The sequence below is a fragment of the Kiritimatiella glycovorans genome, from assembly GCF_001017655.1.
In the GTDB taxonomy this organism is placed as follows: Bacteria; Verrucomicrobiota; Kiritimatiellia; order Kiritimatiellales; family Kiritimatiellaceae; genus Kiritimatiella; species Kiritimatiella glycovorans.
Window position 1 is genome coordinate 1,726,388 of record NZ_CP010904.1, and the last position, 22,278, is coordinate 1,748,665.

Below are 22,278 nucleotides of genomic sequence, written 5' to 3' on the forward strand. Positions count from 1 at the left end.
CCTTTCGTCCGTCCCGTTACATTCCTTCAAAGCGATCCGGGTTGCGTTCGCCGATGATTCCCAGCCCGCGCAGTGTCAGGTGCGGATCGACCTCGATATCCATGTCTCCGCAGATCCACGAAGCCTGCCCGCCCGTGGCGCAGACCGACAGGCGCTCCGCGTCCAGATCCGCGCGCACCGCCTCGATCACCTCGCGCACCATCCCGCGCGCGCCGAGCCGTGCGCCGCTGCGCATCGCTCCGACCGTGCTGCGCCCGATCACCCGGCTCACCCGGCCGGGCCCGATCCGGGGCAGCAAGGCCGTTCGCTCCGCGAGATACTCGAACATCAGCGGCAGCCCCGGGCAGATCAGGCCGCCCACATACCCCTTTTCCGCCAGAATCACATCGAAGGTCAAGGCGGTTCCGAAGTCGCACACCACCACGGGCGGCTCGTAGCGCCGCGCGGCCGCGGCGGCGTTGGCCAGCCGGTCGGCGCCGATCGTCTCCGGCCGCGGGTAATCGACCGCCACACCGAGATCGAGGTGGGGGCCGATCGGAAGCACGGAACTGAACCCGGCCGCGGCGAGTGCGTCGCGCCACAGCGGATTGACTTCGGGGACGACGGAGGCGTAGGCCGCCTGCCGGATTGCGTCGCCGGACGGCGTCAGCCACGCCCGGAGTTCCCCGGCATCCGCGCGTCCGGTGTCCCGTCGCCGGACGCGAGAGACCCGGCCCGCGCGGTACCGCCCCGCCGTCACCCCGGTGTTGCCGACATCCAGCACGAGCATGTGTTCTGATGCATCCATAGATCCGTCATTCCGTGATGTCCCGCCGCCCCCGCTCAGTCCTCCGCGAAATCGAGCGCGAGGTCGACGGCGGTGGCGGAGTGGGTGAGCGCACCGACCGAGATGGCGTCGACCCCGGCCGCGGCGACTTCGGCGACGCGATCGAGGGTCATCGTACCCGAGGCCTCGGTCGAGCAGCGGCCCGCGCAGCGCCGTACGGCTTCGCGCAGCGTCCCGGGGTCCATGTTGTCCAGAAGCACCCAGTCGGGCTCCGCGGTCAGGGCTTCGTCGAGCTGATCGAGCGTATCGACTTCAACCTCTATCGTCAGGTGCGGAAAGGCCGCGCGCGCATCGCGCACGGCGTCGGCGACGGGGGTATCGCCGCAGGATGCGCGGTAGTGGAGGTGGTTATCCTTGATCAGCACGGCGTCGAAGAGTCCCATGCGGTGATTCGCGCCTCCGCCGCAGCGTACGGCGTATTTCTCCAGCGCGCGATAGCCGGGCGTGGTCTTACGGGTATCGAGGATGCGCGCCTGTGTGCCCTGGACCGCATCGACGAACCGGCGCGTGACGGTGGCGACGCCGGTGAGGCGCTGGATGAAATTGAGGGCGGTGCGCTCGGCCGTCAGCAAAGAACCGGCGCGCCCTTTGATCTCCAGCACCGCCTCGCCGGCTCCGGCCTGCCGGCCGTCCTCAATGAGCGTCCTGACCCGCGTGTCGGGGTCGACGCACTCGAACACCGCCGCCGCCACGGGACCGCCCGCCACGGTGCAGGGGGCGCGGGTGACAAGTCTCGCTCGCGCGGTCCGGTCGCCGCGCACGAGCGCGAGGGTGGTGGCATCGAGCCGGTCCGGACCGAGGTCCTCGCGCAACGCCGCCTCGATCAGCGCTTCCGCCTCCCCGATCCCGCTTAGCTGCAGTATCCCGCCGGTCGTCATGCGCCCTCTTGCGCTTCCTCGCGCCAGAACCGTTTTCCGGATTCCATCATGATGCTGATCGGCCGCAGCGGTTCGATGTTTTCACACACGATCTTGATCGCGGCCGCGATGGGCACCGCGAGCAGGGCGCCGATAAAGCCCCACAGCCATCCCCAGAAGACCAGCGCGATCAGGACCACCAGCGGACTGAGGTTGAGCCGCTCGCCCATCATCTTGGGTTCGACGCCGTTGCCCATGACGACCTGGATAATCATGAAGATCAGCGCGGTGAGCACCGCCATCCAGTAGTTCGGGTAGAACTGGACCAGCGCCATAAGCGTCGGCGGGATGCCGGCGATGATCGATCCGATGGTCGGGATAAAATTCAGGAAGAAGGCAATCGCGCCCCAGGTCATCGGAAAATCGACCCCGATCGCGGTCATCGCCCCCCAGACCAGCAGACCGGTGATCAGGCTGATGACCAGTTTCGCCGTGAGGTATCGGCTGATCTGCCCCGCGATCGAGTCGAGCACGTCGGTGACCCGCGCGGAGCGTCCGCCGGGGAACGCGTACCGGATCTTGGCCTTCATGTACGGCTTTCCGAGCAGCATGAACACGAGAAAGATGAGCACCATCACCAGGTTGCTCACAAAGCCGACAAAAGATCCCGAGAAGGCGACGATCCGCTTGCCGGCGAGCTGCAGCCAGTCGACTTCGGCGAGCGAAGACTTGATGTAAGGCAGGCGCGTGGTGATGTCCGCCGAGATTTCGGTGAACCGCTGCGCGTAGGCTTCGTACTCCTGGGCGAAGGAGGCGACCCGGGCATAGACGAACATCCCGCCCAGGTAGCACACCGCCAGCAGGAACAAAATCACGCACATCACGGCGAACCCGATGTTGATGTGATAGCGGATCAGACGACGGACCACCGGCGCGAAGATGTACGAGAGGAGCCACGCGATCATCAGCGGCAGGATCACGACCTGCGCGGCGTCCAGCACGACCCCCACTGCGATCACGGCCACGATGCCGAGCAGCGCCGTCATAAAATTGCGGTCATCGATCATGAGCGCTTCCCCTTTCGGAGGTCACTCGGAATGCCCCGATTCATACTCCGTGATTGCATGCTCGTGACGGAGCGTGAGGTCGATCAGATCCTCGCCGCGCAGGAGGCGTTCGCGCACCGTGTCCTCGATCGCAAACCTGTACGTGGCCTCTCCGCCCGCATCATGCACCGTGAGCACCTGGGCTTCAAGATCGACCGAACCCTCGATCCCCGGCGACGCCTTCAGTCGATTGAAGATCTCCTCCGCCTCTTCAGGCGGGAGTTCGATCGGCAGCAGCCCGTTATTGAGGGCGTTGTTGCGGAAGATATCCGCGAAGGCGGGCGTGCGGTCTTCTCCCGCGCCCTGCCAGGGGGCGACGATCGCCCGCAGCCCATACTGCTGCAGGGCCCACACGGCGTGTTCGCGGCTCGATCCGCAGCCGAAGTTGGAGCCGGCGACGAGGATGCGCGCGTTCTGATTCTCCGGCCGGTTCAGCACGAATTCCGGGTCCGGCGATCCGTCATCCCGGTAGCGCCACTCGGCGAACAGGGCGCGGTCGAAGCCCTCACGGCTGACCGATTTCAGGTGTTCCTTGGGGATGATCGCATCGGTGTCGATATTTGCACGATCGATCCCCGCCATCGTTCCGCGAAAGGTGGTCAACGGTTCCATGTCAGAACTCCCTCGGATCGGTGAATCGTCCGCTTACGGCCGCCGCCGCGGCGGTACGCGGACTCACCAGGTGGGTGCGGCCGCCCATGCCCTGGCGGCCCTCGAAGTTGCGATTGGAGGTGGAGGCGCAGCGTTCGCCGGCCTCGAGGCGGTCGGGATTCATGGCGAGGCACATACTGCAGCCGGCGTACCGCCATTCCGCGCCGGCCTCCACAAAGATCCGGTCGAGCCGCTCCTGTTCAGCCTGATGGCGGACGCGCTCTGATCCGGGCACGACCAGGACGCGCACGCCCTGTGCCACACGGCGGTTCTTCATCACCTCCGCCGCCTCGCGCAGATCCTCGATGCGGCCGTTCGTGCAGCTCCCGATAAACACCGTATCGACCTCGATATCGCCGATCGCCTGCCCCGGCTTCAGCCCCATGTAGTCCAGCGCGCGCTGCACATCGGCGGGCCGGTAGTTCGGGACCTCGTCGAGCTGCGGGACGCGTCCGTTCACCCCCGTCACCATGCCGGGACTGGTGCCCCAGGTGACCTGGGGTTCGAGCGACGACAAATCGACCTCCAGCTCGTGGTCGAAGTGTGCGCCCTCGTCGGTGGTCAGCGTACGCCAGTCTTCGATCGCCCGATCGAGCGCCGCGCCTCCGGGAGCGTAGGGACGCTCCTCCGCGCGCAGGTAATCAAAGGTCATTTCGTCCGGCGCGATCATGCCGGTCCGCGCGCCGGCCTCGATGGCCATGTTGCATATCGTGAACCGGCCCTCCATCGAGAGCGTCCGCACCGCCGGGCCGCAGAACTCGAAGGCCGCCCCGGTCCCGGCGGCGGTCCCGTAGAGTCCGATAAACCGGAGGATCAGGTCCTTGGCCCCGCAGCCCCCGGGAAGATCGCCCATGAAGAGGACCCGGTTGACCGCCGGTTTGCGCTGACGGATCGTCTGCGTGGCGAGGACGTGTTCCACCTCCGAGGTGCCGATACCGAAGGCGAGCGAACCGAACGCGCCATGGGTGGCCGTATGGGAATCGCCGCAGACAACCGTCTGGCCCGGAAGCGTGATGCCGAGTTCGGGGCCGATGATGTGGACGATGCCCTGGTGGTCGTCGCCGAGCCCGAAGAGCCGGACGCCGAACTCGCCGCAGTTGCGGTCGAGCGCTTCGATCTGGGCGCGGGAGACCTCGTCGCGGACACAGAGCCGATCCGCGCCGGTGGGCACGTTGTGATCCATCGTCGCGAACGTCCGCTCCGGACGGCGCACCCGGCGTCCTTTCAGCCGCAGGCCTTCAAATGCCTGCGGGCTGGTGACTTCATGGACGAGGTGCCGGTCGACGTAGAGCAGCTGCTCGCCGCCGCCCAGCTCGGTCACGACATGACGGTTCCATACCTTATCGAAAAGGGTCTGTGGTTCCATGACTCCCTGCTTTGCTTCATGAATTGAGCGGGGAAGTATAGCGATACACCCCGCTGCAATCACGCACAAAACACCCGCAGGCTGAGTCCTCGGAAGCATCGGATCACGACCCGGCTCCAAAACAGGACGGCGGCTTCATCAGGCGTTATCCGCGGCAGCGGTTATCAGGGCGTAGGTCAGCCGCGCGGCGGTGAAGTCCGGGGCATGCATTCCGGGAATCGGGGCCAGTTCGACGACATCGATGCCGACCACGCGGCGACCGGCGGTCACGGCACGAATCAGCCGCCGGGCGGTCCACCAGTCGAGCCCGCCGGGCTCGGGCGTACCCGTGGCGGGCATCAGCGAGGGGTCGAGCGCATCGACGTCAAACGTGATGTACACATGCCCGGGAAAGGTCGCGGGCAGGAGCGGCGCGGGCACACCGCCGGCCGCGATCGATTCGGCGTCCAGGTGCGGAATGGCCCGTTCGCGCCGCAGCTCGTGCTCCCCGGGCGACATCGCGCGCACGCCGATCTGAAAGAGCGGGAGATCGAGATCCTCGATCGCCCGCCGCATCACGCAGGCATGGCTGTCGCGGCGCCCTTCGTAGCAGTCGCGCAGGTCGGCATGCGCATCGAACTGCACCAGGCCGAACGATACGCCCTCGTCCCTGAGCGCCTTCAGCGGGGCGAGGGTGGCGCTGTGCTCGCCGCCGAGCAGGACCGGCACGGCCCCGCACCGGAGCGCCTTCGCCGCCGTCCGCCTGACGGCGTCCGGATCGCCGGCGGCCGCAGCGGTGTGGATCCCCCGTTCGCAGGCGCAGAGGCCTTCATCGAACGCCTCAAGCTGCGTGGAGGCGCGCAGGATCGCCTCCGGCCCGTTGCGCGTACCCCCACCGTACGACACCGTCTCCTCCAGCGGCGCGGGGATCACATGAAACAGGCACTGCTCCGCCGGCCGCGGACTCAGTTCGGATTCAAGAAAGTCCGGGATCTCCCTGCTCATGATTTACCCCAGCCTCGACTTGTAGTCTTCATACGTGAACTCACGCAGCATCACGATCCGCCCGTCGCGGCGGACGGCGATCGACGGATGGCGCACGCCGTTGAAAAACGTGGTCTTGACCATCGTGTAGTGGGCCATGTCCTCGAACGCCAGCCGGTCTCCGACGCGCAGCGGTCGCGGGAACGCGTAGTCGCCGATCACGTCGCCGGCGAGGCAGCTGTGGCCCGCCAGCCGCACGGCATGCCGCCCTTCCCTTCCGCCGCGCGGGTCGTCGGCGCCGGGAAAACTTCCGCCGCGTTCCATCAGCGCCACGCGGGGCCTGTACGGCATCTCGAGTACGTCCGGCATGTGGCAGGTACAGGAGATATCGAGCACCGCGACCTCGCGGTTCCCCGCGGAAATCACATCCAGCACCGTGCAGAGCAGCACGCCGGCATGGAGCACAACGGCCTCGCCCGGCTCGAGAATAACCTCCACGCCGTAGAGGTCGCGGGCGCGGTCGATCAGCCGGCAGAGCAGATCGACATCGTAATCCCCGCGTGTAATGTGGTGTCCGCCGCCGAGGTTGAGCCAGCGCATCGCGGGCAGTATATCGGCGAATTTCCCGTGCAGGGCGTCCAGCGTGACCTCAAGCGCCTCCGCGCCCTGTTCACAGAGCGTATGCATGTGCAGCCCGTCTATCTCGCCAAAATCCATCCCTTCACACTGCGAGCGCCTGAGACCGAGGTGCGAGTCCGGACGGCAGGGATCGTAGAGGGCGTGTCCGGGCGGCTGGGTGGAGTGTTCGGGATTGACGCGCAAACCGTAACTCACCGCGCTTCCCGCCCGGCGGGCGGGTCTTGCGAAGCGCTCCCACTGCGACCGCGAATTGAAGCTGATCGCGTCGCAGTACTTCTCCAGCTCGCGGAATCCCGCGTCATCACAGGCGGGACCGTAGGCGTGGACATAGCCGCCGAATTCCTCGCGTCCGAGTCGCGCCTCCCAGGGTGAACTGACGCAGACTCCGTCGAGATACGCGCGCATCTGCGGGAAGAGTCGCCACAGCGCGAACGCCTTGAGCGCGAGCAGGATCCGGCAGCCGGTGCGCTCCCTGACCGCCGCCAGCGTCCTCAGATTCGCGCGCAGCCGATCCTCGTCCACGATGTACAGCGGTGATATAGGGCGTTGATTCGTCATCGTCTCCATGAGCCACGAAAAAAGCACAGGGGCAGCAAGAAAAGAAGTGCCACAAAGAAGCACAAGAAATACAGAAGAAGCCACAAAAAAGCACAAGACGCACAGAAGATCCCACAGAAGAAGCCACTTATTTCACAGCCGGAAAAGGCACCTCTCTTCTGTGTCTCCTGTGCCTTTTTGTGGCCGTTTTTCTCATTCCCCTCTTCTGTGCCCTTTTGCGGCCTCAGGGGAGCGGTTCGGCCCCTTCCTGCACCGTCCACGGCAACCCGTACTTTTCGAGATCCGCCATGAACGGGTCGGGGTCGAACTGTTCCATATTGAACACCCCTTCGCCGCGCCAGGTCCCTTCGATCATCTGTTTCGCGCCCACCATCGCCGGAACCCCGGTGGTATACGAGATCGCCTGGGCGCGCACTTCGCGGTAGCACTGCTGGTGATCGCAGATGTTGTAGATGTAGCAGGTGCGCGGCTCGCCGTCTTTGATCCCGCTGACGATGCATCCGATACAGGTTTTGCCCCGGGTTTCGGGTCCGAGCGAAGCCGGTTCCGGCAGCACGGCCTTGAGGAACTGGAGCGGAACGATCTGCTGTCCCCGATAGTCCACGGGATCGATGCGCGTCATACCCACATTCTGCAGGACCTCGAGATGTTTGAGATACGCATCCGAAAAGCTCATCCAGAACCGCGCGCGCTGCAGCCCCGGGACATGTTTCACCAGGGACTCGAGTTCCTCGTGATACATGAGATAGATATTCATTCCGCCCAGCTCCTCCGGGAGGTCAAACGACCGGCGGACCGAGAGCGGGTCGGTCTCTCTCCACTGCCCGTTTTCCCAGTAGCAACCTTTCGCGGTGACTTCGCGGATATTGATCTCCGGGTTGAAGTTGGTAGCGAACGGCTGGTTGTGGGCTCCCGCGTTGCAGTCGACGATATCGATCGCGTGCAGCTCGTCGAAGTAATGCTTGCGGAGGTACATGCAGAACACGCTCGTCACGCCCGGATCAAACCCCGATCCCAGCAGGGCCATCAGGCCGGCCTTGCGAAATGCTTCGTCGTAGGCCCACTGCCAGGAATACTCGAATTTTGCGGTGTCGCGGGGCTCGTAGTTCGCGGTGTCGAGGTAATCGACCCCGCACTGCAGGCACGCATCCATGATCGCCAGGTCCTGGTACGGGAGGGCCAGGTTCATGACCAGCGACGGCCGGTGGCGGCGGATCAGCTCGACGAGTTCGGGCCCGTGCTCCGCATCGACCTCCGCCGTCGTGACGGGGCGGGGCAGTTGCGCCGCGACCGCCTCGCATTTTTCGCGCGTGCGGCTGGCGAGGACGAGGTCTCCGAACACCTCCGGGTGCGCCGCGACTTTATGCGCGGCCACCCCGCCGACCCCGCCGGCTCCGATCATCAACACCCCGGATTTATCTCTCATAGTAGGTATACCCCCTCAGTCCCGCTTCGTACGCGTTGACGATGTCCCGGCTTTCACGCGGGGTGATGCGTTTCGCGCGCACCGCCTGCTCGGCGAGTCTGCGCATGCCGGCGACCATATCCTTGGATTGATACTCCACCACATCCAGCACGTCCGCCACCGCGTCGCCTTCGACATCGCGCACGTACTCCACGCTGCCGTCCTCATCCATATGCACGCTGACGACGTTCGTATCCCCCAGCAGATTGTGCAGGTCTCCGAGCGTCTCCTGGTACGCCCCGACCAGAAAGATGCCGAGGTAGTACTCTTCGCCGTCCCGGAGTTCGTGCAGCGGAAGCGTACGCCTCACATCGTGCAGATCGATGAAGCGGTCCAGCTTGCCGTCGCAGTCGCAGGTGATGTCGGCGATCATCCCTTCCCGTGCCGGGCGCTCGTCGAGCCGGTGCAGCGGCATGACCGGGAAGAGCTGATCGATCGCCCATGCGTCGGGCAGCGACTGGAACACGCTGAAGTTTCCGTAGTAGACATCCGCCACCCGCTGACCCAGCCCCTCGAAATCATCCGGCACGTACTCCATGCCGCGGATCGTATCGACCACCTTCATCATGAGGTGCCAGAAAAGCTGTTCCGCGACCGCGCGCTGCCGCAGTCCGAGCGATCCGTGCTGGAAGAGCTGGCGTATCTCGTCACGGTAGTACAGGGCGTCGTGATAACACTCCTGCACGTTCCGGGCCGTCATGGTTTCCGGAATCGACGCCAGGCTGCGAAGGGACTCATGCGAATCCTCCGGAAGCGCGCCGGACGGCGGCGAGCACTCGAACCGGCTCACATCGAGCACGTTGAAGAGCAGGACCGAGTAGTAAGCCGTGATGGCGCGTCCGGACTCCGTCACGATATCGGGATGGTCGATGCCCGCCTCGTTCATGATCGACATCACACCCTCGATAATATCGGCCGTATATTCGTCCATGCTGTAGTTGCGGCTGCTGGAGAAGTCGGTATGCGAACCGTCGTAATCCACGGCCAGCCCCCCGCCGAGATCGAGCAGCCCCATGGGCGCCCCTTCCCGGACCAGGCCCGCATAGACCCGGGCCGCCTCGCGCACGGCGTTGCGGATGTCGCGGATATTCGGGATCTGGGATCCGACGTGGTAGTGCAGCATGTGCAGACCGTCGAGCATGCCGCGTTCGCGGAGTTCATCGACGAGATTCACGACCTGCGCCGTGTTGAGTCCGAACACGCTCTGGTCCCCGCCGGACTCCGACCAGCGCCCTCCGGCGCTGCTGGAGAGCTTGATGCGCACCCCGAGACTCGGACGCACGCCCAGCGCCGCGGCGCGCCGGAGAATGATCGGAAGTTCGCCGGGCGACTCGATAACCAGGACGCAGGACATGCCGAGTTTGCGGGCATACAGGCCGAGGTCGATGAACTCCTCGTCCTTGTAGCCGTTGCAGATAAGCAACGCCTCGGGATCGCGCAGCACCGACATCGCCGCGATCAGCTCCGCCTTGCTGCCCGCCTCGAGGCCGTAGTGGTACGGAGCCCCGTAGCGTGCGACCGCGGCCACCACCTGCGCCTGCTGATTGACCTTGATCGGGTATACGCCGCGAAACCCGGCACGGTAGCCGGCCTCGCGGATCGCGCGCGCGAAGCTTTCGTTCAGGGTTCGGATCCTTGAGGCGAGAATATCCTCGAGCCGGAGCAGCACCGGCATCGCCACGCCGCGCTCTTCCAGGTCTTCGATGACGGCCCTCAGGCTCAACCGCGCGCCGTCGGGGGACCCGTCGGGACAGACGAGCACTTCCCCGCCGTCCGAGACATCGAAATACCCGGCGCCCCAGTTGCGGACCCCGTACACTTCGCGCGCGTCCCGTACGCCCCAGGATTCGGCTGCTGTCGTATCGACCGTCATGGACCCCTCCGGAAACACGCCCTTTTACTGGCGCGCCGCCGGCGCCGCCAAGCAAATCTTCACCCCTGCCCCGCAATCGTCGACCGGCCGCCGTCGACCCCGATGACCTGGCCCGTGATCCAGTCCGCGTCCGACGACACCAGAAAGGCGGTCAGCGCCGCGATGTCCTGCGCCGCCCCCAGGCGCGGCAGGGGGTGCCCGGCGGCGATCGCCGCGGCCGTCTTTTCGCTGGAAAGGATTCCCGCGGCGAGCGGGGTACGCGTCAGCGAGGGGGCCACGGCATTGATCCGGACTTGGGGCGCGAGTTCCGCCGCAAGCGATACGGTCAGTCCCGACACGGCGGCCTTGGCCATACCCATGGAGGCATGCCACTTGAATCCGCGCGCCGCGGCGACACTCGAAAAGAACACGACCGAAGCCGGCTGTTCGCTCTGTTTAAGCGCCGGCAGCGCCGAACGCACCGCCAGCGCGGCCCCCAGCGCATTAACCCGGAAATCGCGCTCGTAATCCTCTCTTCCCAGACGGGAAAAACTCCCGAGATTGATGGTTCCCACGGCGTACACCAGTCCGGCGAGTTCGCGGCCGGCTTCCTCCGCGGCCCGCTCGAAGGTTTCGGTGTCGTTTACATCTCCCGCCGTAAAGCCCGCCTCCAGCTCTTCAGCCAGAGCCTGCAGCCTGTTTTCGCTGCGCGCGACGAGATGCAGTCCGTATCCCCGCCCGCGAAGCTCGCGGGCGCAGGCCTCGCCTATGCCTCCCGTCCCGCCGTACATCATAATTGTTCCGGCCATGATGCGACTCCTTTACTGTGCGCACACTGTAGCAGAACCGGGAACCGGATGGGAATGAGCGCACGCCCCGGTTCTGCGAGCCTCTTGCACCCCCCGCAGCGCGGCGCCTGACGGCTTGCGTCGCGGGGCGTTTTGTCCTGAGTTCAACATGGGGACACCCGGGGGAATATCGTACTCGTACTCGTACTCAGCGAAGGGGTACTCGTACTCAAATTCCTTGAATCGGGGGATGGGATCGCGCCTTCGGCGCTCCGAGTACGCGTACCGAGTACGAGTACGGATTTCGTTCCCCCCCCCCTTCAACCCACCTTCATGCTCATCATGTGAAGGTAGGGATTCTGCCGGACAGCAGAAGGCCGTCCGCAAAAGAGCGGCGCGCTTAGCCTGTCCGCCGAAGGCATAAAGGGCCGAAGGCGGAGAGATCACGCCCTACCCGTAAATCGCAAAGATGAATGAGAAGAGCACAGGCAAAGAAATGGTGCGTTCTCTCTTCGTGGCGACCGCCGCAGGCGGGCGACGCGAAGGGTTCTGCAAGAGCCTCCTGCGTGAACTTTTTTCATTAGCTCATAAACTCAAATCGATATTCACGGGCGGGCCGGGCTGCCCTAAGATGCCGCGATGGATTGTGTACGGGTTAAACGAAGAGCCTTTGGATGACGCAGAAAAAGCCGCCACAGGATAACTCCGGGCGTCTGCCGCGCAGCAGGAAATTCGCGTACGGCCTCGGCGGATTCTGCGAGTGCTTCCTCCAGAACAACTTCAACGTCATCGCCAACCCGGTACTCAATATCGGCCTCGGCGTGAGTCCCGCACTGGTCAGCACGGCGATGACGATCCCGCGCATCTGGGACGCCTTCACCGACCCGGTGATGGGGTCGATTTCGGACAACTTCCGCTCCCGGCACGGCAGGCGGCGGCCGTTCATCCTCCTCGGCGGAATATTGACGGCGATCTCGTACGCCGCCATCTGGTGGTTCCCCCCCGGGCTCTCGGAGATGGGCTACTTCTTCTTCTTTCTCGGGATGCTGCTTCTTTTTTACACCTGCGTGACGATCTTCCTGGTGCCGTACATTGCGCTCGGGTTCGAACTGACGCCGGACTACAACGAGCGGACCCGCGTGATGGGCTTCAAGGCGTTCTTTTCCGTCTCCGCCGGACTGGCGATGAACTGGATGTTCTGGCTGACCAAACGCCCCGTTTTCCCGGACATCGTCGAGGGCATGAAATGGGTCGGGCTCGGATTCGGGGTCGTGATCCTGATCTGCGCGCTGACCCCGGCGGTATTCCTGCGCGAGCGCATCCTGACCGCCTCCGCGGCCGAACACGGCGCCGGGCCGCCCAAGACGGGGATCGTGAAAAGCATCAAGGCGGCATTGAGCACGAAACCGTTCCTGCTGATCCTGCTCTGCTGCGTCAGCGTCATCATCGGCGTCATGTCGATCATGCAGGTCGGTCTGTACCTGAATATCTATTACGTCTGCGCGGGCGACCAGGATTTCGCTTCGCAGCTGCAGGGGATTGTCGGCACCTGCTACCAGGCGGCCTCGATCGCCACCGTCCCGGCCGTCTCGTGGCTCGGGACCCATCTCGGTAAACGCCGCGCGCTCATGACGATTCTTTCTCTGGGGATCATCGGGAGCATCTCGACCTGGTTCATGCTCACCCCCGAGATGCCCTATCTGCAGATCGTGCCGCTGCTGTTCTCCGCCCCCGCGATCGGAGGTCTGTGGATCCTGGCTCCCTCGATGATCGCCGACGTCTGCGACTATGACGAGATGCACAGCCGCCGTCGGCGGGAGGGCATCTTCGGGGCGGCGTTCGGGTGGTTCACCAAACTGGGCAGCTCGGCGGCGATCCTCGCCTCCGGCTTCGCCCTCGTCTGGACCGGGTTCGACGTCTCGCTGGAGACGGGACAGATCCCGACCACCATCGTCAAAATGCGCCTGGCGAACGCCTTTATTCCCGCCTTCGCCTTCCTCATCGCGATCATCGCGATCCGCAAATATTTCATCACGGAGGAAATGGCCAACGACATCCGCGCGAAACTGGGAAGAAACCATGAACAGAACCCGGAGACCGCCTGACGAATCTTATAAAGCTCGATGAACCCGATACCCTTCAACCAGGCGTATTCGCTCGCGCTCTACCGTCCGGTCCTGGACGGTTTCACGCCGCCGGACGGCGAGCACGATCCCGGCCGGGATCACACCCTGACCTTCGGGATCTACGAGTTCATGGCCGCGCCAAAGCGCAGCGGGACCCTTACGATCCGGAGCGAGCGCGGGGCGAACGGAGTCGTCGTGCGCGTGGACTACGTCAAAAAGGCCCCCGGCGACTACGAAAACCTCCTCCACGCCGAGATCCACTGCGGCGGAGAGGGCTGGCCCGACCTGCGGCGCTGGAACGGCAAGTCGGAGATGCGCGGCCCCGACGGCCGGGTGCTGCCTTTGACGGAGTACGCCTTCGAGGGTCGGCGCGAATCCGCGGAGTGGGTGTTCAAGACCGGTAAGTCAGAACGACGCCTTCCACGCCTGCGTCCGGCGCTGCTCCCCTGGACCGCTTGGGCCGCCCTCGCCCGGATGAACTCTGATGAAGCGTTTTCGGCCCTCCACTGCGATTTTATCGAGGACGGCGAACACCTTAAGCACGATCAGCGGCTCGACATCCACCGCACGGGGTCGATGGCGCTGGGCGGAAAACGCGCCTTCCTGTGGGAGGAGCGGGAACTGGACGCGGGCACGCTGCGCTCACCCTCCGAGGTGCGCGACGGCGGACGTGATCTGGAGGTAACCGCCTTCTGCCGCACGGGAGAAGGTTCCGTTCCGACGTTCTACTGGATCGCGAAACGCGAGGGGCCGCTCTTCATGACGGCCGGAACCCACGCCTGGATCAGGGAAACATGAACACCACGACTGCATTGAATCATCACGGTGCGGCGTTATCCCGCCGGGGCTTTCTCGCCGGAACGGGCGCGGCGGCCCTCGCGGCCGGAGCGGCCGGCGGGGCGCCCTCTTTTACGGGCACCCGCCGGGCCAATATCCTGCTGATCGTCTGCGATCAGCTCCGGCTCGACGCCATGTCCGCCTACGGGTGCACCGATGCGCGCACACCGAACCTCGACCGCCTCGTTCAGGGTGGCTTGTCGTTCACGAATCATTGCTGCACCAATCCGGTCTGCGGCCCCAACCGCAGCACGATCTTCACCGGACGCATGACCTGCGAGACGGGCGTCATCCGCAACGGTCTTCCGATTCGAGACGGCATGCCGACCATGGGCGAGTGGTTCCGGCAGCAGGGCTACGAGACGATGTACTGCGGGAAATGGCATCTGCCGGAACCCTATACGCACCGGATTCCCGGATTCGACGTCCTTCCCGTCGGCCACGGCGAGGGCGACCTCGTCGATCCCTTCGTCTCGCGTTCGGTATCGGCCTGGCTCAGGAACCGTCCCGTCCGCGCCAGCCAGCCCTTTCTGGTCGTGGCCGGCTTTCTACAGCCGCACGACATCTGCCACTGGAAACTCAATGCGCGTCACTACATGAACGACCGCGTTCCGTTCGAGGGGCTGCGGGAGGCTATGCCGTCCCTGCCGCCCAACCTCCACCTCGTGCCTGAGATGCCGCGCCGGCTCGCGCAGCACAACCATCTCGAGGGGCTGACCGATCTCGACTGGACCCAGTACCGGCACGTCTATTTCCGCCAGGTGGAGATGCTCGACGCCGAAGTCGGGCGCCTGCTGGACGCGCTGGAGTCTTCCCCGCACGCGAAGGACACGATCGTCCTCTTCACCTCCGACCACGGCGAACACGCCGGCTGCCAGGAGAAGGTCACCAAGTGGACGCCCTTCGAGAGTTCGACGACCGTGCCGTATATCTGGTACGCGCCCGAACACCTGCCCGCCGGGGTCGTGGACCGCGAACATCTCAGCTCGACGCTCGACCTGTTTCCAACCTTCTGCGGCGCGGCGGGGATCGCCCCGCCCGGCGGAGTCAACGGACAGAACCAGTTTCCCCTCGTGCAGGGCAACCCGATGGAATCGCGGGAGTTTGCGCCGGGCGAATTCCTGTTCGAAGGTCGCTACCTGCGGACGACGGAGTTCAAATACGCGCGCTACGGCGATGACCCGGTCGAAATGCTCTTCGACCTGCGCAGTGATCCGCTGGAGACGAACAATCTCTACCGCGATCCGCAGTACGCCGAGACGCTGCGCGCACTGAGAACCCTGCAGCAGGAATACGAAGCCGGACTGGACAAAGCATGAGTGCATGGTTCTTCATCACTCAGGCGTTCCTGGCGGTTTCGATCGCGGCGGGATCGCCGGTCGAGAACGGAAGTTTCGAGACCGACCGTTTCTCCCGGGCGCCGGGATATGCCGGCGGCGCCAACGGCGCCATGACAGGCTGGGAGACGGAGGGCCGCGCCGGCCTGAACCCGGTCGGCCGACAGCGGCCGTTCCACGACAACGGGCGGGTACCGCAGGGAAAACAGGTCGCCGTGATCCAGTCGGCCGGGGCGCTCCATCAGACCGTGGACGGCCTTCAGCCCGATAAGAGATACCGTATACGCCTGCGGGCGAACGCGCGCTACTTTTACGCCGAGACCGAACCGGTCCTGGGGGTGGAGGTCGACGGCGCCGAAGTTATATCCCCGGTGAAGATTTCCCCCGTCGGCGACCGCCACGACTACCGGCCCCCCTTTCATCTTCTTATCAGCGAACCCTTTACCGCCCCCGCTTCCGGGAACGTGCGCCTTACGATCCGTTCGATTCGTGATGAAGAGTGCGCCCTGCTGATCGATGACGTGACCATCGAATCGCTGCCCTGACTCGCCTCAGGCCGTTACGCGGAACGCGCCGCCGTTCGACCGGTGTTCCGCGCCGTCGGGCAGGATCACGCGCAGCGGGACGTCTTCCGGTCCGCGGACCTGCAGATCCAGTCCGTCGTTTTCGACTTTCCAGGCCACCTCTACCCTGCCCCGCGGGGTGGTGACATGACCCGAGGCCGCGGTGAGGTGCAGGGGATGCGGGGCGACCACGATCTCTTCAAACCCCGGCCGGCCCGCGCGGATGCCCAGCACGCCGCCGAGAAACTCGAGCAGCGGGAAGGCGCTCCAGGCGTGGCAGAGCGACCGCCAGTACGTCAACTCCTCCGCCCATGTGCTCAAGCCGCCGTCGATCATCTCGTTCCAGCGGTCGATGACCTCCGGGAAACGGTCGTAGTGACCGGTCTCATGCAGCGCACGAATCAGGTAGTAACAGCCGAAAAAGGAAGCGGGGTCCAGGGAGTCGTCTGCGAGCATGCGATCCACCACCGTCTCCCGCATCGCTTCGGGAACCGCGCCGGCCAGCAGTGCCCAGGCCTGGCCGTACCGGCTCGCGTCCGGTCCGCCGGGGCAGTCCTCGTAGACCCCGCGGTCGGCGTTCCAGAACAAATCATACACGGCGCCGGCGAGGTCTTCCGAACGACGATCGAGCGCATCGGCCCGCTCCGTTTCTCCGACCGCCCGTTCCAGGTCGGCCATCACGCGCAGGGTGTAGACGTACTGGCTGCTGATGATACACGTCGGGCCGCGGTCCCAGCCGGGCGGCTGTCCGCGATCCCAGCGCGGCGACCAGTCCACGATATTCCAGTGCGGGAGCCGCGACGGCAGACCGCGGTCGTCCGTGTGCCGTCCGAACCAGTCCATGATGGACCGCATCGCCGGCATGAGTTCGCGGATCGTGTCCGCATCCCCCGACCACTCGTAATAGTCGCCCGCCATCATGACGGTGTGGAGGCTCCACGACGGGATCACGACCGGGAGCGTGGAGGGATAGCGGCACTGGGTGATGCCCTCGGCCGTAATCGACCAGGCAAAGTGGTGCAGCGCCTGGCGGCTGAGATCCGTCTTGCCGCCCGCCAGCATGTTGATCCGCGAGGTGATCACGTTATCGCCGGGATACTGCATCTGTTCGTAATACGGACAGTCCTCGAACGTTTCATGCGCACACAGGCGGAAGGTTCGCCAGCTTATGTCCGCCATCCGGTTGAATCGCTCGTCCGAACAGGTGAACGACCAGGCCTCGTCTTCGAACGGGTGAGCGCAGAAACGGTACCGCAGCCCCCCCATCGTCACGGGCTCCCCGCCCGTCTTCAGCGTCAGTTCGAGAAACTGGAAGGTGCGCCAGTGGAACGGCTCCCACCTCCGGGCCGCGCCATCCAGCGTGATCTCGTCGTACCACCCCGTCATCGTTCCGCGGTGATCGAACGTCCATCCCGTGGTCTCGTCGGCGTATCCGGTCGAGACGCCGGACATATCGACGGGCCGGCCGAGAATATTCGCGCCGGGCGTGGACCACGGCAGGCGCAGCGCCTCCGCATAGCGCAGGCGGACCGACGCCCCCTGCCCTCCCTCCGTCTCCAGCACCGGATACCCGGTCTGCAACGCGCCGGCGTCGAAGAGCACGGTGACCTCGCTGCGGGCGGGCACTTCCAGGGCCTCGCCCCCGGCGAACCGCCGCCAGGCCTCATCCGGCTCCTCACCGCCCGGGAGAAAAACCTCGCCCGGCAGCCGCGGATCGCTCTCGAACATCGGCGCGGTCATTTCGGGAAGCAGCCCATAGGGCGAAGGCGCATCGCGCCGGTCGTCGAAGCGGGTGCCCGGATAGAGTTCACGCGCCGCGGCCCACTCGCCGTCGTCGAAGGAAGGCTGCGCCCAGCCCGCGGGTTCGGCACGGGCGTCGAAGCGCTCGAAATAGCCGACAAAACCGCCGTAAGGACACCCTTCGTTATGAAAGCTGAAGGCGCGATCGATATCCACCTTCCATTGCGCATCCGTATCGAGCCGCTCGATGTCCGCTCCGGATTCATCCGTGACCGCGCCTTCGAGGATCAGTCCTCCGGCGAAACTCATCACCGAACATGGCGCACCCAGCTCGGGCGGCCAGCAACGAACCGGCGACATATCCATGACCAGCGCGGCGATCACATTTCGCCCGGGCCGCAGGTGCGGGGTCAGGTCGAGTTCGCGATAGCACTGGTGAACCACGTCGCCCTTTGCCGGCCCGCGGTCGACGGAGACGCCGTTGCAGTAGAGCCGGTAGCGGCTGTCAGCCGAGATCGCCGCCGCGCAGCGTTTACCCTCGACCGACTCCAGCTCAAACGTGCGGCGGAAGCGCCGCACCTCGTAGTGCGACGGCGATCCCTTTTCGGGGCGTTCGTGAATGCCTTCCCGCGACCAGATCCACTGCGCGCGCCCGCTTCTGAAACACTCCCCCGCTGAATCTGCTCCGCCCATGTATTCCGTGACCCTCCGTGTTCGCTGCGCTTCGTGCGCAGACGGCAGGCGATCATCCACGACCCGCAGCTCCAGATCCATATCGGATTTCATATTTCGGCTAATGGTTTAGAGGCAATCAGCTATCCGGGAATAAAGAGGGAACTACCGGAATTTTAGTCCGCAAGGTATCATTTAAGGGCGCGATCTCCGGGCGCGCCGGCTTTGCGGACGGCCCGGAGGTCCGTCCCTACCTTCACGCACGGGTTCGGCTTGCGTCTCTCGGGTAGGGCGCGATCTCCGGACGCGCCGGGTCGGACAGATTTCCATAAAAATCTACTCAAGGACCAGAAAAGACTCGTCTGAGTCGGAAATAAACTCTTTGATCGCGTGTTCATGCGCAATCATTCGATCCAAAATCGTATTTGTGGAACAATTGCCGAAACGAACATGTACTACCTTGGGCGGATGCCCTTGCACCATCGAAAGATGCACGAAATCCGAATCCTTTGAGACGATGGTAAACCCATTCTTTGCCGCAAAGACCCAAATCGATTCATCCATTTCGCGCACAAGAGCAAAGTCCCTGATATGCTTCGATCCGGGAAATGAAACCGTCAACCGCTGCACCAGCTTGAATGACAGGTTCTGGTCAAACAGCAGCTTCATGCCACCGCCGCAACCAGTCGCTTTTCCCTTGCCGCCGCGAAGGCCAGACACGCGCGTATATCTTCTTCCGTAAGCTCAGGGAAGTCGTTCAGAATCTCCTGAACGGTCATCCCGGAAGCAAGGTACTCCAGAACGTCTGTCACCGTAATCCGCATGCCACGGATACAAGGCTTACCACAGCGTTTGCCGGTTTCTATGGTGATGATCTTCGTATAATCCATATCGTAAATTCTACCTCGGCGACACCCCTGCGCGCAATCCCATTTTACGACCGCGGCGCAGCGGACAGGTCCTCTCCGCCCCACCCCCGGCCAGTATCCAGATCCCGTTCCACGCCATGGGCTACCGATCTGCCGAGCTGACGAGTACGAATTATGTTCACCCTTGCCCCCCGAACCCACCTTCATGCTCTTGATGGTGAACCCCGATCCCGGCAGCGAGCATTTCCATAACCGTACGGCCCTGAACTCTTGACTTGAGCTGTGGAAATACAGTGGGTAGTTTCACGGTTTGAGCACATTACCTGCGGGCGGGGGACAGCATGCCGGGAACGAGAAAGGTGGCGGTGGTAGTGCCGTGGCACGGCTACGGAGCCCGGGTACTGGCCGGGATTTCGCGGTTCGCCCGGCAGCATCCCCAATGGGTGCTGCACCTCGTGCAGTCCGATTCGCCCGTCCTGTACGACGATCTCAAGGAATGGCAGCCGGACGGGATCATCTCGAGCCTGCTCGATACGGCCGACCCCGTGGAGATCCCTCATTACCGGCGTCCCTGGGTATGCATTCTGGCCCGGCCGGACGACCGGCGGCGGCCGTTTGTGACCATTGATGAAGACGCGGTGGGGAGAATGGCGGCGGAGTATTTCGCCGAGCGCGGGCTCCGGTCGTTCGCGTTCATCGGCAACCGGGAGCATGAGTTCTCCATCCAGCGTGCGGAGGCCTTCGAACACGCGCTCAATGAACAGGGATATGCGTGTGATACCTTTCTCTACCGCACCCGCTTCTACAGTCAGACCCGCCGGGAGCGGGTGAACATCGATCGGCGCAAACGTAAGTGGCTCGAACAAATGGAGAAACCAGCCGCGGTTTTCGCCTGCAATGACTGGGAGGCCTTTCAGTTCATCCAGTTCTGCCGGCAGCAGGAATACCGCGTTCCGGAAGAATTCGCCGTCCTCGGCGCGGGAAACGACGAGATGCTCTGCCACGTCTGCAATCCCCCGATGTCGAGCGTCCGCATCCCCTTCGAGCGTGTAGGGTACGAGGCGGCGGAACTGCTCGACCAGCGACTCGATCAAAGAAAGCAGGAACAGCGCGGTCACGAGCTTCCGCCGATGGGACTGGTCAGCCGGCAGTCCACCGACGTCTTCCGTGTGGGGGACGCCGTGGTGGCCAAGGCGCTCGATTTCATCCGGGAACACCTCACCGAACCGATCAAGGTCGAGGATCTCCTGCGTCACGTCTTTGTGTCCCGCACCCTGCTTGAACGCAAATTCAAGACCGAGCTGGGCCGCACCCCGCTCGTCGAGATCCGCCGACAGCGGATCGTGCGCGCCCGGCAGCTTCTCGCGGACACCGACGAATCGATCCTGGAAATCGCCGAGAAGTGCGGCTTCAGCAGCGATATCCGCCTCAGCACCGTCTTCAAAGAGATCACCGGCCAGTCCCCCTCCCAGTACCGGCGGCGCGTCCGCGTCACGTAGCATCGCTGAAAGCCGTCCACGGGAGAAGAGGACCAGTAGAGTAGAGAGGGAGCCACGGGATGAGAGGCGTATAGCCAATGACCGCGGACTGCCCTCCCCCTCGTCGAACCGGACATGCGGATTTCCCGCATCCGGCTCTCGCGGAAGGCATTTGTTGGATGGTTTCACAGGTAGATCAGTCCCATGTTCTTGAAATGCGCGTAGTAGCTCATACCTTCAGGGGGCCAGTAGCCGCGCTGACTGCGTCGTTTCGCATGTCGCGTGAGACGCTGTCGCACGTATCCATTGACGTGGCGGAATGCCACACGCGGATAACCCAGCGAAAAGTAGTTTGCCCATCCTCGCATTTGCATGTTGAGTTCGTCGATCACCGTCGGCAGAGGTTTGAAGCATTGTTCCGGTCCGGTCATCTCCCGAAGCCGATCACGTTCCCGTTGGAGCGCTTTCCGCGACGGTGTCAGGTTCCAGTACCGGCACGGGCGTCCGCCGAGGTCCCGGTCATAGCGGAAGCTATATCCGAGAAAGTCCAGCGTCTGCCCCGGTTCCCGAGCATCGAGTATCCGGGTCTTGTCCCGGTTGATCTTCAGCCCGAGCCACCCTTCTATCTTGGCTTCGATGAACGCTTCGAGTTGCGGACCGATATACCGGGCGAGGACCACGAAGTCATCGGCGTACCTCACCAGTTTGGCCTTCGCCCACCGTGCCGGTCCGTCTTTGCGGTAAAACACCGCATCGAACCAGTGCAGATAGATGTTGGCCAGAAGCGGCGAAATGACCCCGCCTTGCGGCGTGCCCTTGTCGTTGCGCTTCACGGTCGGCGGTTTGCCTTTCTCCGTTTCCTCTACCGGCGCTTTCAGCCACATTCGGATCAGCTTCAGCACGGACCGGTCGGTGACACGCATCTGCACACAAGCGATGAGCTTGTCGTGTGGAATACTGTCGAAATAGCCGGCCAGATCCGCATCATACACCGCACACCGCCCTTGCCGGAGCTCCTGCCCAATCGCCTTCAACGCATCATGCGCCGAGCGCTCAGGCCGGAACCCATGGGAGCAGTCCTTGAAGTCAGCTTCAAAGATCGGTTCCAATATCAGAACCGTAGCGGTCTGCACGACCCGATCCCGCACCGAGGGTATTCCCAAGGGACGGAGTTTCCCGTTCACCTTCTGGATGTAGACCCGCCGCACTTTTCCAGCACGGTAGGTTCGATCCTTCAGGCTGCGTTCAATATCCGCCAAGAAGGCTTCGACTCCTCCTTGACTCTGTTCGATGTCCTCGATGGTCACACCATCGGGGCCTTCTTTTCCGCCGTTAGCGCGTACATGTTTCCATGCCGCCAGCAGAGTGTCGGCCCGGCCAATGTGGCCATAGAGACTGTAGAAGCGAAACCGCTTCTCCTGTTTGGCCTTCTGACTCAGCTTCTGTCTCAGCGCGGCGAGTTTCGGCGGCAAGAGTCTGTCGTCAATGCGATAGTACTCCGTCGCTTCTTCTGTCATAGGTTTCACCAATCAGTCCCCCGCGCTTCTTACTCAGCTCGTCTTCCGCCGAGACCCCTTCGCTCCAC

At 64.0% G+C, this 22,278-nt stretch carries 19 protein-coding genes; 5 read left to right on the forward strand and 14 right to left on the reverse strand.

Annotated features, from left to right (window positions below; all coding sequences use genetic code 11):
* Positions 1 to 16: 16 nt before the first annotated feature.
* From L21SP4_RS07140 to L21SP4_RS07185, 10 genes are all read right to left on the reverse strand, one after another.
* On the reverse strand, positions 17 to 787 hold the full coding sequence (locus L21SP4_RS07140; protein WP_052882008.1) for a type III pantothenate kinase: 771 nt from the start codon (positions 785 to 787) through the stop codon (positions 17 to 19).
* Positions 788 to 822: 35 nt separating this feature from the next.
* Entirely contained in the window at positions 823 to 1,704 is an 882-nt protein-coding gene (gene nadC / locus L21SP4_RS07145; RefSeq protein ID WP_052882009.1) for a carboxylating nicotinate-nucleotide diphosphorylase, read from the reverse strand.
* Entirely contained in the window at positions 1,701 to 2,750 is a 1,050-nt protein-coding gene (locus tag L21SP4_RS07150) for an AI-2E family transporter (RefSeq protein WP_052882010.1), read from the reverse strand. The genes nadC and L21SP4_RS07150 overlap by 4 nt, the downstream gene beginning before the upstream one ends.
* 21 nt (positions 2,751 to 2,771) lie before the next feature.
* Positions 2,772 to 3,401, reverse strand: coding sequence for a 3-isopropylmalate dehydratase small subunit (gene leuD / locus L21SP4_RS07155; protein WP_052882011.1), 630 nt, complete (start codon positions 3,399 to 3,401; stop codon positions 2,772 to 2,774).
* A 1-nt stretch (position 3,402) separates the two neighbouring features.
* Positions 3,403 to 4,806: a 3-isopropylmalate dehydratase large subunit gene (gene leuC / locus L21SP4_RS07160; protein WP_052882012.1), complete on the reverse strand. Its 1,404-nt coding sequence runs from the start codon at positions 4,804 to 4,806 to the stop codon at positions 3,403 to 3,405.
* Between the two features lie 138 nt (positions 4,807 to 4,944).
* The gene (speB, locus tag L21SP4_RS07165) at positions 4,945 to 5,790 is read right to left on the reverse strand and encodes an agmatinase (protein WP_052882013.1); all 846 of its coding nucleotides are present in this window, start codon (positions 5,788 to 5,790) and stop codon (positions 4,945 to 4,947) included.
* A 3-nt stretch (positions 5,791 to 5,793) separates the two neighbouring features.
* A complete protein-coding gene (gene nspC / locus L21SP4_RS07170; RefSeq protein ID WP_201774608.1) occupies positions 5,794 to 6,966 on the reverse strand; it encodes a carboxynorspermidine decarboxylase in 1,173 nt (390 codons plus the stop codon).
* Positions 6,967 to 7,189: 223 nt separating this feature from the next.
* Positions 7,190 to 8,392 (reverse strand): saccharopine dehydrogenase family protein, encoded by a 1,203-nt coding sequence (locus L21SP4_RS07175; RefSeq protein ID WP_052882015.1) that lies wholly within the window; start codon positions 8,390 to 8,392, stop codon positions 7,190 to 7,192.
* Positions 8,382 to 10,304: a biosynthetic arginine decarboxylase gene (gene speA, locus L21SP4_RS07180; protein WP_052882016.1), complete on the reverse strand. Its 1,923-nt coding sequence runs from the start codon at positions 10,302 to 10,304 to the stop codon at positions 8,382 to 8,384. The genes L21SP4_RS07175 and speA overlap by 11 nt, the downstream gene beginning before the upstream one ends.
* A gap of 59 nt (positions 10,305 to 10,363) precedes the next feature.
* Positions 10,364 to 11,092, reverse strand: a complete 729-nt coding sequence (locus L21SP4_RS07185) for an SDR family NAD(P)-dependent oxidoreductase (RefSeq protein WP_052882017.1) — start codon at positions 11,090 to 11,092, stop codon at positions 10,364 to 10,366.
* A 653-nt stretch (positions 11,093 to 11,745) separates the two neighbouring features.
* Between L21SP4_RS07185 and L21SP4_RS07190 the strand changes: the two genes are divergently transcribed.
* From L21SP4_RS07190 to L21SP4_RS07205, 4 genes are read left to right on the forward strand one after another with little or no spacing between them, the layout of a single operon-like run.
* Entirely contained in the window at positions 11,746 to 13,176 is a 1,431-nt protein-coding gene (locus tag L21SP4_RS07190) for an MFS transporter (protein WP_052882018.1), read from the forward strand.
* An 18-nt stretch (positions 13,177 to 13,194) separates the two neighbouring features.
* Positions 13,195 to 13,995 carry a hypothetical protein gene (locus L21SP4_RS07195; protein ID WP_052882019.1) on the forward strand — a complete coding sequence of 267 codons (801 nt, stop codon included), beginning with the start codon at positions 13,195 to 13,197 and terminating at the stop codon, positions 13,993 to 13,995.
* Complete coding sequence (locus L21SP4_RS07200; RefSeq protein ID WP_052882020.1) at positions 13,992 to 15,353, forward strand: sulfatase family protein; 1,362 nt, start codon at positions 13,992 to 13,994, stop codon at positions 15,351 to 15,353. Before L21SP4_RS07195 ends, L21SP4_RS07200 begins: the two co-directional genes overlap by 4 nt.
* Entirely contained in the window at positions 15,350 to 15,916 is a 567-nt protein-coding gene (locus L21SP4_RS07205) for a hypothetical protein (RefSeq protein ID WP_052882021.1), read from the forward strand. The genes L21SP4_RS07200 and L21SP4_RS07205 overlap by 4 nt, the downstream gene beginning before the upstream one ends.
* Before the next feature lie 6 nt (positions 15,917 to 15,922).
* On the opposite strand, the gene L21SP4_RS07210 is transcribed toward L21SP4_RS07205, so the two are convergent.
* From L21SP4_RS07210 to L21SP4_RS07220, 3 genes are all read right to left on the reverse strand, one after another.
* The gene (locus L21SP4_RS07210) at positions 15,923 to 18,460 is read right to left on the reverse strand and encodes an alpha-L-rhamnosidase-related protein (RefSeq protein WP_052882022.1); all 2,538 of its coding nucleotides are present in this window, start codon (positions 18,458 to 18,460) and stop codon (positions 15,923 to 15,925) included.
* Positions 18,461 to 18,682: 222 nt separating this feature from the next.
* On the reverse strand, positions 18,683 to 19,015 hold the full coding sequence (locus tag L21SP4_RS07215; protein ID WP_052882023.1) for a DUF5615 family PIN-like protein: 333 nt from the start codon (positions 19,013 to 19,015) through the stop codon (positions 18,683 to 18,685).
* On the reverse strand, positions 19,012 to 19,236 hold the full coding sequence (locus tag L21SP4_RS07220) for a DUF433 domain-containing protein (protein ID WP_052882024.1): 225 nt from the start codon (positions 19,234 to 19,236) through the stop codon (positions 19,012 to 19,014). Before L21SP4_RS07220 ends, L21SP4_RS07215 begins: the two co-directional genes overlap by 4 nt.
* 320 nt (positions 19,237 to 19,556) lie before the next feature.
* Here L21SP4_RS07220 and L21SP4_RS07225 point away from each other — a divergent pair, with 320 nt between their 5' ends.
* Positions 19,557 to 20,714: an AraC family transcriptional regulator gene (locus L21SP4_RS07225; protein WP_052882025.1), complete on the forward strand. Its 1,158-nt coding sequence runs from the start codon at positions 19,557 to 19,559 to the stop codon at positions 20,712 to 20,714.
* A 164-nt stretch (positions 20,715 to 20,878) separates the two neighbouring features.
* Here the strand turns inward: L21SP4_RS07225 and ltrA are convergent, their stop codons facing one another.
* Positions 20,879 to 22,210: a group II intron reverse transcriptase/maturase gene (gene ltrA, locus L21SP4_RS07230; protein ID WP_052880802.1), complete on the reverse strand. Its 1,332-nt coding sequence runs from the start codon at positions 22,208 to 22,210 to the stop codon at positions 20,879 to 20,881.
* Between the last annotated feature and the right edge of the window lie 68 nt (positions 22,211 to 22,278).